Raw genomic sequence first — 15,273 nt, 5'->3', positions numbered from 1 at the left:
CTTGGAGGCACCTATGGATGTAAAGAATGCTATCGAGGCCCGCAGGGCATATCGTTCTTTTGATCCTGTAGCTATCACTGACGACCTGATCTGGGACCTGGCCCGTTCCGCAAGTCTCTCGGCGTCGTGTTTCAACAACCAGCCGTGGCGATATGTGTTCGTTCGCGATCCCGACATGCTGGCGAAAGTGTGTACGGCGATGACGAAGGGCAACCAATGGACGGAACGAGCCTCCATGATCATCGCCGTCTTCAGTCGGCCCGAATTGGACTGTGTCATCAAGGAGCGCGAGTACAACTGGTTTGACACGGGTATGGCAACGGCCCTGCTGATTCTGCGGGCGACTGAGCTGGGATTGGTCGCGCACCCGATTGCCGGTTTTCGTCCAGATGAGGTAAAGCCGATGCTGGGAATACCGGAGAACATGAGACTACTGACGCTGGTCATCGTAGGCAAGCACACGACGGTCCCCAACCCCATTCTCTCCGAAAAGCAGTTACATGATGAAGTTGAGCGGCCGCCCCGCCTTCCGCTGGAACGGATCGCCTTTATAGACAGGGTGCCGGACGGAGAGCCGGTTGGGGAGCCTATTCCTCACTGACCGCCCGATGCAGGCGTGTCTGTCGCAACGGCACGGTGGACTCGCGCGTCAGGACACGAGTTGTCTCAGGATCTCCTCTGAACGAGCGAACAGCAAGGAGTGGCCCTCGTCGGGATACCACCGTGTCAGGGTGTGAGGAAGGAGAGATGCAAGTTCGTCCGCCATGGATGGAGGTGTGATGACATCTTTGCGTCCCTGCCATATCTGGACCGGGTATGTGACTTTCTTCAGCGCGATGCGCCAGGAGCCGGGATAGAGAGCCAGCTCCTGTGCGGCGCCGGCTACACCCTGTCTGAACGCTTCGGTCAGATTCTCGCGGAGCATATCTTTGATGTCTGGTCGCTCGAGTACGGACTTGTCGACATCGGGTCGTTCCGCTGCCATACGGCTGAGCACTGAGGGGAAGTCGGCCTGTACCTCCTGCATGCTATGAGCGAGCATACGGCGAGCAAGCCAGGGGAAGCGCGCTACCGAGACGAACATCCGGCGCTGATCAGGGTTCATTGTCAGGCGAACAGCCTGGTTGCGAAGGGGAGAAATGCCTGAGACGATCCCCGCAGCGGTCAGTCTCTCAGAGATGCGGTCTGCGCACGCGACGACGTAGGGACTTCCTCCGGAGGTGCCGAGAACTGCGAAATCGTAGATGCGGAGGTGCGAAGCAAGCTGAATGACGTCCTCCGGCCAGTCTGAAAACGAGCGTCCAACTTTGGAATCCGAAAGACCAAACCCTGGCCTGTCGGGTGCGATGAGTCGAACACCGACTGCCTGTGCGGTAGTGTCCAGGGCCATACCCTCGAGGCGCGACGCCGGGAACCCATGAAAGAAGAGCACCGGCTTCCCTGATGGGTCGCCGAATTCCGCATACCCCAAGGCACGTCCATCCACGAGTTTGATTGTCTGATCACTCAATGCCATCTGCGCCTCACTCGGCTCGGAGATGTGTCTGCAGATCTCCAAACTTTAAGTTTACCATGAAGCGACAGCCAATCAACTGTCATACGGCGAACAGAATCTGTGTGAAACGTCGGTTGCGCATCTCCGGTCTGAGACCTATAACGTGCGCGGCAACATGATGGAGGCCGACCATGCTTACTGGACGCAAGATCGACAGCAGGTTTCTCGACAGGTGGGAACGAGACGTGTGTTCCGGACTGGAACGTGGCACTGGACGTCGGTTTGCTCTGGTTCATGATGATGACGTTCAGGAGCTCCTGGGCGCACCATGATCTTGCCGTGTCGATTCATCAGCAGTTCCCTGTTGACAGGAAGACAGTCAGGAAGTAACCTTATAGGGTTATCGAGGGCCGGTCCTGGGCGATTGCCCTGAGAGCGGCCATTGTCATATGTGGAGGTTGACATGGAACGTGTGCTGAGTAGCGAACTATCCTCTCACGCAGGTGAACGCATCATGATGGCAGGGTGGATGCACCGCATTCGCAGGTTGGGAAGTGGTATGGTATTTGTTCACCTGCGCGATCGCTCTGGCATCTGTCAGATCGTCGTGGAGGCTCCCGAGGCAGTGGCTTCCATCGACGGACTGCTTGTCGAGAGCGTCATCCAGGTCGAGGGCACCGTCGTCGCCGAACCTCAGGCTGCCGGCGGATACGAAGTGCACGACCCTTCCTTCACGGTGTTGTCTCCTGTCACCGAAGCGTTGCCATTTCCGATCAACAAGCCGGTCATCAATGCACATCTGGATACATTTCTCGACAATGCCATGGTCGGTCTCAGGGCTCCTTCCAAACAGGCCATCTTCAAACTCAGCGCTGCAGTCGCCCACGGATTTCGGGAGGTCCTTGACGGCAAGGGTTTCACCGAAGTAGCGACACCTAAGATCATCGGCTCAGCTTCTGAGTCAGGTGCCAACGTTTTCGCAATCGAGTACTTCGGGAAGCAGGCCTACTTGGCACAGAGCCCCCAGTTTTACAAGCAGATGATGGTCGGTGTCTTCGAACGCGTGTACGAGGTGGCCCCTGTCTTTAGAGCCGAGCCTCATCAGACCATCCGTCACCTCAACGAGTACGTCAGCATGGACGCCGAGATGGGATTCATCAAGGACCATACGACTGTCATGGCCCTACTGACCGACGTCATAAGGGGGATCCTTTCCTACCTCACGACGCACTCCGCCAGGGAGCTGGAGCTTCTGAAGGTCGAGATGCCGCTGGCGCCCGAGAGCTTTCCACACGTCTACTTCCCGGACGCACAGCAGTGGATCTTCGAGCATCACGGCGAGGATTGCCGGGGAGAACCCGATCTTGCCCCTCAACACGAGAAGTGGCTGGGCGAGTGGGCCAAGGAGACCTTCCAGTCTGATTTCCTGTTCGTCACCGGATATCCAATGGTAAAGCGTCCCTTCTACACGGCGCCGAACCCGGACGACCCCAAGTACTCCAACTCATTCGACCTTCTGTTCCGGGGAACTGAGCTGGTCACCGGTGGGCAGCGTCTCAACAAGTTCGAAGACTATGCCAGGGCTCTGGAGTCTCGTGGCATGACACAGGAAGCCGTAGCAGGCTACCTGGAGACATTCCGCTTTGGCATGCCACCGCACGGTGGGTTTGCCATTGGGCTGGAGCGTTTCATCATGCAGCTGACGGGTCTGACGAACTTGCGCGAGGCCGTCTTGTTTCCGCGCGACATGGAGAGGCTGCAGCCCTGACCCCTGAAATGTGAACATCGTGGTGCCAGGCACCAAGGCATTCACAATTGGAGTGACCGATGAGAGAATACGACTTTCATAGCATCGAACCAAAGTGGCAGGACCTCTGGGAGGCCGAGAAGGCGTACCGGACGGAAGAGAACTCCGTCAAACCGAAGCTCTTCTGTCTGGACTACTTTCCCTATCCATCAGGAGACGGCCTGCACGTCGGCCATTGCCGCAACTATATCCCCACGGACGTCATCAGCCGGTTCTACCGGATGAAGGGCTTCAATGTCCTGCACCCCATGGGGTGGGACGCATTCGGGCTCCCTGCCGAGAACGAGGCTATCAGGCTGAAGAAGAATCCGCGCGAGATTACCATTAAGAACACGACCAACTTCAAGCGGCAGCTCAAACTCATCGGGACTTCGTATGACTGGGAGCGAGAGATCAACTCGTCCGATCCCGAATACTACCGATGGACTCAGTGGTTCTTCCTGCTTCTGTACAAACGGGGCCTTGCCTATGAGAAGGAGTCGGAGCAGTGGTGGTGTCCCAGTTGCAAGACTGTCCTGGCCAATGAACAGGCAAAGGATGGCAAGTGCTGGCGCTGTGGGACTCCTGTGGAGAAGAAGAAGTTGAAACAGTGGTTCTTCAGAATCACCGACTATGCCGATCGTCTGGCCGACGACCTTGATACTGTGGACTGGCCCGAGCGCATCAAGATCATGCAGCGCAACTGGATCGGCAAGTCAGTTGGTGCCGAGGTCGTCTTCGACATTGTGTCGGCCGGCGATGGTTCGAAGCATCCGGTAGCGGTCTTCACGACCCGTCTGGATACAATCATGGGGGCCACATTCCTCGTGCTGGCCCCTGAGCACCCACTGGTGGCCGAGATTGTATCGAGCGAACAGCATGCCAAGATCGATGCATATAGTGCGGCCAGCAAGACGAAGACGGAGATCGACCGCATGTCGATGGATAGGGAAAAGACCGGAGTCTTCACGGGAGCCTATGCGATCAACCCGTTTTCTGGTGAGAAGGTCCCGGTCTGGATTGCCGACTATGTTCTCATGGGCTATGGCACGGGCGCAATCATGGCTGTGCCTGCTCATGACAGCCGCGATTTTGGGTTTGCCACCAAATATGGCATCCAGATCCGTCAAGTGGTCGGATGGTCAAGTGTCGCGTATGAAGTAGCGGCCTGGAATGATAAATATTCCGAGCGCGGCGCACTGGTGCATTCCGGCCGCTTCGACGGTCTGACGACGGAGGCTGCGTTCGCGGCAATGGTCGCAGAGGGTGAAGCAACAGGGTTTGCCAAGGCGCAGACCAACTACCACATGCGTGACTGGCTCATCAGCCGCCAGCGCTACTGGGGAGCTCCGATACCAATGATACACTGTCCAACATGTGGGACGGTCCCGGTTCCTGAGAATCAACTGCCGGTGGTGTTGCCCGATGTGCAGGGATATGAACCGAGCGGCACGGGCGAGTCGCCTCTGGCCGGCATTAAGGAGTGGGTCGAAACGACATGCCCCGTGTGCGGCGGACCAGCCCGGCGCGAGACGGATACAATGGATGGTTTCGCCTGTTCCTCGTGGTACGAGCTGCGATATACCAGCCCTCATAACGACAAGGCACCCTTCGACAGGGCGACCATAGACTACTGGCTTCCTGTCGACCTGTACGTTGGTGGCGCGGAACATGCGGTCATGCATCTGCTGTATGCCCGGTTCTGGACCAAGGTCATGTACGATGAAGGCCTCGTTGGTTTCACAGAGCCCTTCGCTCGCCTCATGAACCAGGGAATGTTGCTTTCCTACGACGGGCAGAAGATGAGCAAGAGCAAGCATAACGTCATTACCCCCGACGAGGTTGTCGAGCAGTATGGTGCCGACACCTTGCGCTTGTATGAACTCTTCATGGCACCGTTTGAGCAGGAGGTCGCCTGGTCCAAGGAAGGTATCTCAGGCGCGCACCGCTTCATGAAGCGTCTGTGGGAGCTCGCCCAGCGCACCATCGAGGCGTCATATGGAGTGCAGAGGGATGTGTGTGTCCCCAGACTCGAGTTGCTGATCAACAAGCTGACCAGGAAGATCACCGGGGACATCGAGAAGTTCAAGTTCAACACCGCAGTGGCCGCGTTCATGGAATACTTCAACTTCTTGTCTGAGACCGTGCGGAACGACGAGACTGTGCTGTCGACAGTCGAGTGGCAAACCGCGATGCGGCAGCTGCTTGTCGTCCTGGCCCCTTTTGCTCCCCACATGACGGAGGAACTATGGGAGGAGTACGGTTGCGAAGAGAGCATTCACAAACAGCTCTGGCCTGCCTGGGACGAGAGCAAGCTTGCCGAAAGCGAAGTAGAGGTTGCAGTGCAGGTCAATGGCAAGGTGCGCGGCTCGATGCGGATTCCTTCCGACTCGACCGACGAGGAACTGGGAAGCCTGGCGCTCGGTCAGGATTACGTTGTCAAGTACACGGCCGGACACATTGTCAAGCGTGTCGTTGCAATCAAGGGGAAAATCGTTAATATTGTAGTTCAGTGACTCTCGATCAGGAGGAAGTTGAATGGCAAATCCAAAGAAGAAAATAACCCACAGCAGGAAGGGCAATAGATACAGCAAAGTCAAGATGCGCTTCAGGAACAACCATAGCCCCCTTGTTCCTTGTGGGCACTGCAACAAGCCTATCCGTTCACATCACATCTGCCCGTACTGTGGGTACTACGATGGCAAGCTCGTGGTCAAGCAGGAAGAGAAGAAGGAAAAGCCTGCTGCCTAACGTATGAGAGTTGCAGTTGATGCCATGGGGGGCGATTACGCCCCCCATGAGATTATCAAGGGGGCTGTAGAGGCTGCCCGCGAGTTTGGTGCCACGGTCGTCTTCGTGGGCGACGAGGCCGCCATCAATCTTGAACTGTCCCAGTATCGTCAAGGTCAGCCCTTCTTGTACGAAGTGGTCCCGACGACTCAGGTCATCACTTTTCACGACCACCCATCCGAAGTGCTGAGGACGCGCAAGGACTCATCGCTCTATCGGGCCATCCAGCTCGTTGCCGAGAAGAAGTGCGAGGCGATCGTCTCCGCCGGCAGTACCGGCGCACAGATGGCAATCTCTCTCTTTGTCCTCGGCCGCATTCGCGGCGTGCTTCGCCCGGGGCTGATTACTCCCGTACCATCCGTGACGGGCGAGCCGTTCTATTTCATCGACGTTGGAGCAGTTGCTGACTGTGTTCCAGAGAACATCCTGCAGTTTGCGCGCATGGGCCAAGTCTACTGTCGCCTCGTTACGGGCAAGGAGACGCCGACGGTTGGCCTCCTCAACATCGGCGAGGAAGCCGAGAAGGGGTCGCGCCAGGTAATCGAGGCGCACAAGCTTCTGGCGGCCAGAACCCCCGGGTTCATAGGCAACGTCGAACCGAAAGAGGCTTTTCGACATGTTGCGGATGTCGTGGTCAGCGATGGGTTCACCGGCAACATTTTCATAAAGACTATGGAGAGTACGGCAGAAACACTGTTTGACTTGATGAAGACGGCGCTCGGCAGCTCCATCAAGGGTAAGGTCGGTGGTGCGCTGGCTCACAGCAATCTGCGACTCGTCAAGCAGAAACTCGACTACAGCCAGTACGGCGGCGTCCCGCTGCTGGGAGTCAAGGGTATCAGCGTCGTCTGTCATGGCAGGTCCGACGCCACGGCCATCTATCACGCCATCCGTGTCGCCAGGAATGTCAGTGACGAAGGCCTTGTGACGAAGCTGGAGGCACTCTGGAAGTGACAGACAGCGTGCATCGGACTCGCAGGACTGCTATTCATCGGATCGTCGTTCCGAAAGAGGACTTCACTGGCGCTCTCGTGATGGAGCGGACCGAGGAGTTCAACAAGACGCTCCCAGTATCATTCAAGAATCTCCGTTATCTGGTTGTCGCTCTCACGCACAGCTCATTCGCGAGTGAGCACCACAGCTACACGTCGAACGAGAAGCTCGAATTCGTAGGCGACGGTGTCGTGAACTTCATCGTTGCCAAACTGTTGTTCCTCGAGTTTCCGGACGCCCGGGAGGGCGATCTGTCCAAGATGCGCGCCGCACTGGTCAAAGAGCAGGGTATCTATCAACGTGCGCTGGATGTGGGGCTTGACAGATATCTATTGCTGGGCAAGGGCGAGGACAAGATGCGCGATGAGCGCAAGCCTGCTATTCTTGCAGACGGCTTCGAGGCCCTTGTGGCCGCCATATACTTCGACAGTGGCATGCACGCGGCCGAAAAATTTGTGAGCATCGTGTTCCACGAGGCCATAGCCGACCTGCACAATGGGGCGGTCCTGGACCACAAGACGGCTCTGCAGGAAGAGACGCAGCGGAGCGTCCGCCTGCTGCCGTCGTATGATACGGAGGTCGCGCGGGGCGAGGACGGATCGGACGTATTCACGTCGCAGGTGCATATCGGCAGCTTTCTGTATGGCGAGGGCCGTGGGTCATCGAAGAAGAAGGCCGAAGAGGACGCCGCTCGTGTGGCCCTTGAGACTTTTGTTTCCGAGTACCCGCATCGAGGGGAGTCTGGTTAGTGAGCTTCCTTTCGCGCGTTAAACAACTTCTTGGCGGGGACAAGCCTGAGGAGGAAGAATCTCCGGTCGAGGCACATGAAATCGGAGCCGAAGCACAGGAGTCGGTAGTGTCAGGTGCCGCACAGACTATACCGCAGCAGGTCGGGGGCGCTCGCCGCGAGGCGGCAGATTCCGATGCTCTGGAGGAGCTTCTGATCGACGCCGGCATCGACGTCGACACGACAATGGCTATCCTGCAGGAAGTACGAAGGGGTGGACTGCTGGGCCGCCCCACGGCAGAACAGGTCATCGAGCGCATTCGTGGCAAGCTGAGCTCCGTGTTTGACTTGGACAGCGCGCTGAACACAACGGGTTCACCTGCCGTCATCCTCGTTACAGGGGTCAACGGCGCAGGCAAGACTTCTTCGATCGCCAAGCTGGCAAACATGCTCAAGCAGGAGAACCGTACTGTCCTGCTGGTTGCCGCCGATACCTTTCGCGCTGGGGCGGTTGACCAGCTCGCTATCCTCGGTGGTCGCGCCGGCGTCCCAGTGATGCGCTCGGTGGAGGGTCAGGATCCGTCCAGTGTCGTGTTCAACGGACTTCAGAAAGCTGTAGCAGACAGGGTGGACGTCGTGGTGATCGACACGGCGGGTCGCCTCGAGAACAAGAAGAACCTTAGGTTTGAGCTGCAGAAGGTTGTGCGCGTCATTGAGACGAAGTTCGGGTTGCCATTGTCAGAGACACTGCTGGTCATCGACGCGACGACCGGTGAGAATGCTCTCATGCAAGCCCGCGCCTTCAGTGAGGCGATCCCGATCTCAGGCATCATCCTCACGAAGGTCGACTCCGGCGCGAAAGGCGGCAGTATCGTGAGCATTGCGCGTGAACTGCGCATCCCGATAAAGCTGGTATGCAATGGTGAAACACTTATGAGCATAAAACCATTTGACAAAGACGATATTGTGGACATGATATTGCTGTCAGAGTAAGCATCAATAGCAGCGAGAACGTAACTATTCCGTTACATGCCAACAAGGAGTTGAACTATGCAGAGCAAGTCGAAGGAAAAGGGGTACATCACTCCTGGTCACGAGAAGAAGATCAAGCGCAAGGAAGAGATCGGCGAGTTGCTTGAGTTTTACTCGGGACTGCTCACCAAGAAGGAACTCGGAGTTCTGGAGCTGTACATCCAGCCGAGCTGCTCCGGCGCCGAGGTCGCCCGCAAATTGCGGATTTCACGGCAGGCGGTCCATGACCACATCCGTCGCTCCCTTGGACGCATGAGGCGCTGCGAGAGCAAATTGCAGCTTATCGCCAATTACAAGAAGAACGTGGTGATGTTCCGGAAGATCATGTCCAAACTCGACCAGTGCTGCGCACAGTCACACAACATGGAAGGTGAACGGACCCTCGAAGAGTTGAAGACCCTGTTCGAAAAGCTGATCAACCGCAACAGCCACGAGCTGTAGGCCTGCCGAGTGTTCGAATCTGTCAAGAAAGCGCTCGGTGGGGTCTTTGATGGGCTGCGCCGCAAGGGTCTGCTGTCGCAGGGAGACATCGATGCAGCGCTTGCTGAGGTCAAGCTTGGTCTGCTCGGCGCCGATGTCGACTACCGAGTTGTCAAGTCATTCATCGCTCGGACGCGTGAGGCATGCCTGGACGAGAAGGTCCTCAAGAGTATCACGCCCGGTGACCAGGTGGTCAAGGTCCTCTACGAACAGCTGACGCAGGCACTCGGAGGACAGGGCGGCAAAGGCATCGCCATAACGCACATCCCGTATCGGGTTATGCTTGTGGGCCTTCAGGGGTCTGGCAAGACGACGACACTGGGCAAGCTGGCGCTCCTCCTCAAGAAGGAAGGCCACTACCCTCTTCTGATTCCTGGAGACTACGGCCGGCCGGCTGCCTACCAGCAACTACAGAAGCTGGCGTCTGATGCGGGGGTTGAATTCTATGGCGAACATGCCGGGAGTCTGGCGGATCTTGTTCATGGTGCTGATCGATTTGCCAGGGAGAAATCCCTGGATGTTCAGCTTCTGGACACGCAGGGGCGCCATGATTTCGACACCGAACTCATGGATGAACTGCAGACGGTTACTGCGCTGTACCATCCTGACGAAACGCTGATTGTTCTCGATTCGATGATCGGATCAAAAGCTATTCCGCTTTCGCAGAGCTTTAACAAGGTTGCGCCGCTTACTGGGGCGATCTTCACGAAGTTCGATTCACCCGCACAGGGCGGTGCCGTGTTGTCTTTTAAAGAGTCCATTGGCAAACCTATCAGGTATGTCGGAGTCGGAGAGCATTTACAGGACCTCGACTATTTTGTGCCGGAGAGACATGCGGCGCGTATCGTCGGTTATGGTGATATCGAGGGACTGCTAAAGCGGTACGATAATGCCGAGTCCATGGCGAAGGCAGCAGGCGTCGCCAAGAGAGTCCAAACGGGGAAGTTTGACCTTTACGACCTCCGCGATCAGCTGCTTGAAATAGGTCAAGTTGGTGGTATAAATAAGATGCTTGAGAGTCTCCCTGCCAATATGGTCCCGAAGGGGACTGTTGCCGACGAGGGCGTTGCAAAGAGATTCACGGCCATCATTGACTCTATGACCGACACCGAAAGACGCAGTCCTGCCATCCTGAACGCGTCCCGTAAGCGTCGTGTCGCTCGTGGTGCAGGCATGGATGTCAGTGAAATCAACAGAATGCTCAAGCAGTTCGAGTTGTTCAGCCGCATGGCGAAGATGGCTAACAACAGGCATGCCGGGGGCTTTGGCTTGCCCGGATTTTGATACTCGCAGGTACGCAACAGGAGGAAACATGGTAAGCATCAAGCTCGCAAGGACTGGAACCAAGCATCAGGCTCACTATCGTTTTGTCGTGCTCGACCGTAAGAAACCGACCAATGGCGCGGTCATCGAAACGCTCGGCTACTATGATCCCAATCCCAAGGAACCGAAGATCGAGGTCAGCGAAGAGCGTGTCGCTTACTGGCTCGGACTTGGCGCGCAGCCAACCGATTCCGTGCGCAACCTCCTCAAGCACAACGGTATCTGGCAGAGATTCGTCGCGAGCCAGGTCGCAAAGTAAGCCGGCTCTGCGCGCATCAGGAGATACCCGATGAAACAGTTGGTCGAGACCATCGTCAAGGCTCTCGTGGATAGCCCTGAAGAAGTGGTTGTTACTGAGATTGCCGGAGAACAGTCCGTGACCTATGAGATCAAGGTCGGCCAGAAGGACACCGGCAAAGTCATCGGAAAAATGGGCCATACCGCCCAGGCAATTCGCACCATCATCAGAGCGGCTTCTGCCAAGACTGGCAAGAGCGCCACAGTCCAAATCGACAGCATGAACGACGAACAGGCCGAGACTGGCCTGGAAGAGGAGCAGTAGAATCGATGGCAACCAGCGTTTGGATGAAACAGAACGTTCTCATAAAGACGGTCGTGACCCAGCAGTTCAAAGACAGCTATCTCAAGGAGCTGGACGGAGCGCATACTGGGGCGAAACAGAACCTTGAAAGACTGAAGTCCTCACTGTCGCAGGTTATCCTTCGAGGCGGCGTTGGTGGTCAGTACGATGATCTTGTCAAGGCGCAATTGCAGGACGAGAAGGCAAAGCAGGAGCAGATGGTCATGGATCTCGAGGCCAAGAAGGCCGAGGTATCCAAACTGGAACTCGGCTCTGTTTACATTCAGGGTGCCCTTGAAGGGACTGTCGAAGTCAAGGTCGGGGACAATCTGTTCCAGAAGATCGGCTCGACTTCGGTCCTCGTCCAGGACGGCATCATCCTTTCTATCGACTAGGAGCTCACTACGGTACACGACTCAGGGCGGAGCGGCAGCGCTCTGCCCTTTTTGTATGCCCACTCGGGTTGACATCTTCCAGCGTTATGTGGTATAGTTTGATAGCGTATATAGTAGGCAGAGACATTGGTCACATTCAGACTCAGGAGTGGACTGCCGGCTAAGAGGCGGTCTACTGGCAGGCGGCACCGAGGTGCCTGGAAAGCATCCGGCGAGCTGCCGAAAGGAACAACGATGGCATCCAAGAAGTTGCTCGGTATGCTGAACGACGCGATTGCCGGCGAACTGCAGGTCTCGCTCCAGTATATGTGGCAGCACGTGCAGTGGAAGGGTGTGAAACACTTCGCGGTCAAAGATGAGTTCGAGAAGGTAGGTATCGAGGAGATGAAACACGCCGAGGCAATTGCCGAACGGCTCTTCTACCTCGGAGGGACTCCGACGACGAACCCTGCACCCATCACTGTGGGATCGTCACTCAAAGAGATGCTGACCGCGGATATGAAGGCCGAGGAGAAAACGGTCAAGATGTACAAGGAGATCATCGCCTTGGCCACCAAGGAGGGAGACCTCACGACGGCACATCTCTTCACCGAGATCCTGGGGGACGAGGAAGGACACCTCGACACTTTCCAGAGCCTGCTGGAAGAGATATAACAGATTAACCACAGTACGTGACACAAGGCGCCGGGAAAGCCGGCGCCTTTTTCGTTGCCGGGGAAGTCCGGTAGTCGCAGGTTCTGAAGGGGCTGCGCATGCACGGTCGAAAGAATGGCAATGCCGCATGGGACAGCGCTTGTGGTCGGTGGAACTGGAGGGGGTATTGACAAAGAATTGGGTTCATGAATACTGCATTCAGTGAGAGGTGATTCAGTTTTTGTGCTCGGCATTTTGTTGAAATGGAGGCGGGAATGTCGCACATTGTGGGAATGGGACTGAAGGTTCCGGACAAAGTTCTGACGAACGAGTACTTCAGCGAGTACTTCAAAGAAGATCTGAGTGGATTCCTCGAGGGAATAGTTGGACAGAAGGAGCGTCATTGGCTTGCTGACGACGAGTCCGTGGTTGACCTCTGTCTTCCCGCCGCCCAGGAGGCGATGGCAGAAGCCGGGATTACGGCAAAGGACCTTTCGATGGTCGTCGTCGCATCCGACACCCACGAGTACATCTCACCACCGACGTCGCTTGTCGTCCAAGGCAAGCTTGGTGCTATCAATGCCATGATCTTCGATCTGTCGGCTTCCTGTGCGTCGTTTGTTACTGCTCTCGTGACAGTGGACTCATGGTTCAGGTCTCACTCGGACTTCAAGTATGCGCTGCTGATTGGCGAATATGGAATGACGAAGTATGTGGACAAGGATGACAAGTACACCGCGTCTCTCTTTGCCGATGGTGCGGCAGCCTTTATCATCGAGAACACAGGCGAGAGTCTCATGGCGTCGAAGTTCATCGCCGACGGCACCTATCATGACTATCTGGGTGTGTTTGGCGGGGGAACCAAGTATCCCATCAACGACGATACACTGGCCAAGGGACTGCACAAGCTGCGCATCCTCAAGAAATACGACGAGAATCCCAACCTGGTTGCGTGGCCGGGATTGGTGAAGAGCCTTATGGAGAAGGTCGGTGAGCCTCTGGATGCTATCGATCTGATCCTGTTCACTCAGATCAACCTTGCAGTCATCAAGAAAGTGCTGGAGATTCTGGGCATCCCAGAGTCAAAGTCGCACTGGATCATGGACAGGTATGGTTACACCGGTTCAGCCTGCATTCCAATGGCATTGTATGATGCTCGCAAGCAGGGCAAGGTGAAGCCCGGAGACTTGGTCGTGCTGGTGGCATCGGGCGCAGGGCAGGCGATGGGCGCAGTCGCGCTCCGTCTGTAGTCGATCAGGACAGGGAGCGGTTACATGAGGACAGTACGTATCGCCGGTACGGGCATCTACACGCCGACACGTTCCATGCCGACCGAGGAGGTCGGTGCAATGCTGAAACTGGACCTGACGCAACAGATTTTGACCGGCGGCATCAAGGTCAAGAAGATCATGGCAGACGATGAGGAAGCATCGGATCTCGCCGTCTATGCAGGGATGCAGGCACTGAAGAATGCCGGCGTCAAGCCCTCAGAGCTGGACCTCATCATTGTCAGCACCGATACGCCTGACTACATCTCCCCGTGTACTGCATCGATCGTACAGCACCGTCTGCTGGCGAAGAACGCAGGTTTGTTCGACACGAACGTCGCATGTGCCGGTTGGGTCACTGCGCTCAACACGGCCACCAAGTACATCATGGCGGACCAGCACTTCCACAAGGCACTTGTCATCGGCACCTACGCCATGACGCGGTTCCTCAACTGGCAAGACAAGGTCACGGCCCCAACGTTCTCTGACGGTGCTGGCGCTGCTGTGCTCGTCGAAGATGAGTCCGAGACGGGCGGGTATCTCGGGTCAATGCTCTACGCTGACGGGTACTACTGGGACTACCTGAGCGTTAATCTAGGGTCAGCTAGACTGCCGACGGCCGAGTCAGTGGCGAACCAGGAACACAAAGTGCGGTACAATCAGAACAAGAGGTTCCCGGATGTCAACTCGGTCCATTGGCCCCGCTTGGTGCGGGAGACACTGGCACAGGCCAGCCTGACACCGCAGGACGCTGACATGTTGCTGTTCACGCAGGTTCGCAGGAACACCATTGAAGGGGTCATGAACACGCTGGGTCTGCCGATGACCAAGACGCACACCGTTATGGAGAAGTTCGGCTACACGGGCTCAGCCTGCGTCCCGATGGCTCTGCACGACGCACTCGAGCAGGACCTCATCCATAGCGGCGACGTTGTTGTCATGACCGCCTCTGGCGGAGGATATGCCATGGCGTGCTATGCCATGCGCTGGCTGTAGGGGAGGTTCGAGATGGCGTATGCACCATTTGAGGGAAGACGGATCTTCTCCGAGCGGTTGGGAGACGGCAGCAAGACGGTCATCTTTGGACACGGGAATCTGGCTTCCACCAACTCATGGCGGCTCATGATGCCTTTTCTTCCGCTTGATCGGAAGAATGTGTTTATCGACTTCCCGGGATTCGGCAAGTCGGATAATGTCCCGCCCACGACCGTGGAACACTGCGCCGATGCGCTGATTGCCTGGCAGCGGTACTGGAAGCTTGAGCCAGCCATCTATGTCGGCCACTCCATGGGTGCCGTCATCGGTCTGATGGCTGCGCTCAAGGGAGCACAGTTCTCCAAGATGGTGCTGATTGGCTGCGGACCTGCGGATGGTTATCCCATGACGGATCAGATGCGGGCCTCGTTTCTGATGCTGACGCTGAATCCCCCCCTCATCGAGGCGATGACGCGCAAGAACAATGAGCCGTTCGGCCTTGCAGATGACATCGTGGACGAACTCGTTGCCGATGCAGTCCGGTGTGTTCCTCAGGGCTATACGGAAATGGCCGATTCACTGGCAGGTGTACGGATGTCTACGCAGCTTGGTACTCTTTCCATGCCGATCACGTTCCTCCATGGTGACCGGGACAGCGTTGTACCAGTCGACTGGATCCGTCCAACCGTCACGGCTGTGCATGGCAAGCTCGTTATTATGGGAGGGCAGGTGCACGTTCCGATGCTCGTGGGACCGGAGCAGTTCGGTGCGACCCTCGAGAAGGAGCTATAGAGAG

At 56.7% G+C, this 15,273-nt stretch carries 18 protein-coding genes; 17 read left to right on the top strand and 1 reads right to left on the bottom strand.

All coding sequences use genetic code 11. The annotated features are described in order from the left end of the window. The first annotated feature begins 13 nt into the window (after positions 1–13). Positions 14–601, top strand: a complete 588-nt coding sequence (locus tag SMC7_RS02250; protein ID WP_119088759.1) for a nitroreductase family protein — start codon at positions 14–16, stop codon at positions 599–601. A gap of 48 nt (positions 602–649) precedes the next feature. On the opposite strand, the gene SMC7_RS02245 is transcribed toward SMC7_RS02250, so the two are convergent. Continuing rightward, a complete protein-coding gene (locus tag SMC7_RS02245) occupies positions 650–1,516 on the bottom strand; it encodes an alpha/beta fold hydrolase (protein WP_119088758.1) in 867 nt (288 codons plus the stop codon). Between the two features lie 170 nt (positions 1,517–1,686). On the opposite strand from SMC7_RS02245, the gene SMC7_RS07350 reads away from it, so the two are divergent. The 16 genes from SMC7_RS07350 (at position 1,687) to SMC7_RS02170 (ending at position 15,269) form a co-directional block, all read left to right on the top strand. Further along, positions 1,687–1,827: a hypothetical protein gene (locus SMC7_RS07350; protein WP_165845064.1), complete on the top strand. Its 141-nt coding sequence runs from the start codon at positions 1,687–1,689 to the stop codon at positions 1,825–1,827. Positions 1,828–1,958: 131 nt separating this feature from the next. Then, entirely contained in the window at positions 1,959–3,263 is a 1,305-nt protein-coding gene (gene aspS / locus SMC7_RS02240; RefSeq protein WP_119088757.1) for an aspartate--tRNA(Asn) ligase, read from the top strand. Positions 3,264–3,322: 59 nt separating this feature from the next. Beyond that, a complete protein-coding gene (gene leuS / locus SMC7_RS02235) occupies positions 3,323–5,797 on the top strand; it encodes a leucine--tRNA ligase (protein ID WP_119088756.1) in 2,475 nt (824 codons plus the stop codon). 22 nt (positions 5,798–5,819) lie between these two features. Continuing rightward, positions 5,820–6,032, top strand: a complete 213-nt coding sequence (gene rpmF, locus SMC7_RS02230; protein WP_119088755.1) for a 50S ribosomal protein L32 — start codon at positions 5,820–5,822, stop codon at positions 6,030–6,032. Between the two features lie 3 nt (positions 6,033–6,035). Next, complete coding sequence (gene plsX / locus SMC7_RS02225; RefSeq protein ID WP_119088754.1) at positions 6,036–7,025, top strand: phosphate acyltransferase PlsX; 990 nt, start codon at positions 6,036–6,038, stop codon at positions 7,023–7,025. Continuing rightward, positions 7,022–7,813, top strand: coding sequence for a ribonuclease III (rnc, locus tag SMC7_RS02220; protein WP_119088753.1), 792 nt, complete (start codon positions 7,022–7,024; stop codon positions 7,811–7,813). Before plsX ends, rnc begins: the two co-directional genes overlap by 4 nt. Beyond that, on the top strand, positions 7,813–8,784 hold the full coding sequence (gene ftsY, locus SMC7_RS02215) for a signal recognition particle-docking protein FtsY (RefSeq protein WP_119088752.1): 972 nt from the start codon (positions 7,813–7,815) through the stop codon (positions 8,782–8,784). Before rnc ends, ftsY begins: the two co-directional genes overlap by 1 nt. A 57-nt stretch (positions 8,785–8,841) precedes the next feature. Then, positions 8,842–9,264 carry a hypothetical protein gene (locus SMC7_RS02210; RefSeq protein ID WP_119088751.1) on the top strand — a complete coding sequence of 141 codons (423 nt, stop codon included), beginning with the start codon at positions 8,842–8,844 and terminating at the stop codon, positions 9,262–9,264. A gap of 9 nt (positions 9,265–9,273) precedes the next feature. Next, positions 9,274–10,587 (top strand): signal recognition particle protein, encoded by a 1,314-nt coding sequence (locus SMC7_RS02205; RefSeq protein WP_119088750.1) that lies wholly within the window; start codon positions 9,274–9,276, stop codon positions 10,585–10,587. Positions 10,588–10,615: 28 nt separating this feature from the next. Then, entirely contained in the window at positions 10,616–10,885 is a 270-nt protein-coding gene (rpsP, locus tag SMC7_RS02200; RefSeq protein WP_119088749.1) for a 30S ribosomal protein S16, read from the top strand. 30 nt (positions 10,886–10,915) lie between these two features. Continuing rightward, the gene (locus tag SMC7_RS02195) at positions 10,916–11,188 is read left to right on the top strand and encodes a KH domain-containing protein (RefSeq protein WP_119088748.1); all 273 of its coding nucleotides are present in this window, start codon (positions 10,916–10,918) and stop codon (positions 11,186–11,188) included. A gap of 5 nt (positions 11,189–11,193) precedes the next feature. After that, complete coding sequence (locus SMC7_RS02190) at positions 11,194–11,601, top strand: YlqD family protein (RefSeq protein WP_119088747.1); 408 nt, start codon at positions 11,194–11,196, stop codon at positions 11,599–11,601. Between the two features lie 234 nt (positions 11,602–11,835). Then, the gene (locus tag SMC7_RS02185; protein WP_119088746.1) at positions 11,836–12,255 is read left to right on the top strand and encodes a ferritin-like domain-containing protein; all 420 of its coding nucleotides are present in this window, start codon (positions 11,836–11,838) and stop codon (positions 12,253–12,255) included. A 254-nt stretch (positions 12,256–12,509) separates the two neighbouring features. Further along, positions 12,510–13,484: a 3-oxoacyl-ACP synthase III family protein gene (locus tag SMC7_RS02180; protein WP_165845063.1), complete on the top strand. Its 975-nt coding sequence runs from the start codon at positions 12,510–12,512 to the stop codon at positions 13,482–13,484. 24 nt (positions 13,485–13,508) lie between these two features. Next, positions 13,509–14,498 (top strand): 3-oxoacyl-ACP synthase III family protein, encoded by a 990-nt coding sequence (locus tag SMC7_RS02175; protein WP_119088744.1) that lies wholly within the window; start codon positions 13,509–13,511, stop codon positions 14,496–14,498. A 12-nt stretch (positions 14,499–14,510) separates the two neighbouring features. Then, positions 14,511–15,269 carry an alpha/beta fold hydrolase gene (locus tag SMC7_RS02170; protein WP_119088743.1) on the top strand — a complete coding sequence of 253 codons (759 nt, stop codon included), beginning with the start codon at positions 14,511–14,513 and terminating at the stop codon, positions 15,267–15,269. Positions 15,270–15,273: the final 4 nt, after the last annotated feature.

This window comes from Candidatus Cryosericum terrychapinii, assembly GCF_003570925.1.
Taxonomy (GTDB): Bacteria; Caldisericota; Caldisericia; order Cryosericales; family Cryosericaceae; genus Cryosericum; species Cryosericum terrychapinii.
Note: the sequence above shows the minus strand (reverse complement) of the source record. Positions and strands in the feature narration are given on the sequence as shown.

Bases quoted from the DNA above. Each gene is read 5' to 3' on its own strand.
- SMC7_RS02250 (WP_119088759.1), top strand. From the start codon at position 14: ATGGATGTAAAGAATGCTATCGAGGCCCGCAGGGCATATCGTTCTTTT.
- SMC7_RS02245 (WP_119088758.1), bottom strand. From the start codon at position 1,516: ATGGCATTGAGTGATCAGACAATCAAACTCGTGGATGGACGTGCCTTG.
- SMC7_RS07350 (WP_165845064.1), top strand. From the start codon at position 1,687: ATGCTTACTGGACGCAAGATCGACAGCAGGTTTCTCGACAGGTGGGAA.
- aspS (WP_119088757.1), top strand. From the start codon at position 1,959: ATGGAACGTGTGCTGAGTAGCGAACTATCCTCTCACGCAGGTGAACGC.
- leuS (WP_119088756.1), top strand. From the start codon at position 3,323: ATGAGAGAATACGACTTTCATAGCATCGAACCAAAGTGGCAGGACCTC.
- rpmF (WP_119088755.1), top strand. From the start codon at position 5,820: ATGGCAAATCCAAAGAAGAAAATAACCCACAGCAGGAAGGGCAATAGA.
- plsX (WP_119088754.1), top strand. From the start codon at position 6,036: ATGAGAGTTGCAGTTGATGCCATGGGGGGCGATTACGCCCCCCATGAG.
- SMC7_RS02210 (WP_119088751.1), top strand. From the start codon at position 8,842: ATGCAGAGCAAGTCGAAGGAAAAGGGGTACATCACTCCTGGTCACGAG.
- rpsP (WP_119088749.1), top strand. From the start codon at position 10,616: ATGGTAAGCATCAAGCTCGCAAGGACTGGAACCAAGCATCAGGCTCAC.
- SMC7_RS02195 (WP_119088748.1), top strand. From the start codon at position 10,916: ATGAAACAGTTGGTCGAGACCATCGTCAAGGCTCTCGTGGATAGCCCT.
- SMC7_RS02190 (WP_119088747.1), top strand. From the start codon at position 11,194: ATGGCAACCAGCGTTTGGATGAAACAGAACGTTCTCATAAAGACGGTC.
- SMC7_RS02185 (WP_119088746.1), top strand. From the start codon at position 11,836: ATGGCATCCAAGAAGTTGCTCGGTATGCTGAACGACGCGATTGCCGGC.
- SMC7_RS02180 (WP_165845063.1), top strand. From the start codon at position 12,510: ATGTCGCACATTGTGGGAATGGGACTGAAGGTTCCGGACAAAGTTCTG.
- SMC7_RS02175 (WP_119088744.1), top strand. From the start codon at position 13,509: ATGAGGACAGTACGTATCGCCGGTACGGGCATCTACACGCCGACACGT.
- SMC7_RS02170 (WP_119088743.1), top strand. From the start codon at position 14,511: ATGGCGTATGCACCATTTGAGGGAAGACGGATCTTCTCCGAGCGGTTG.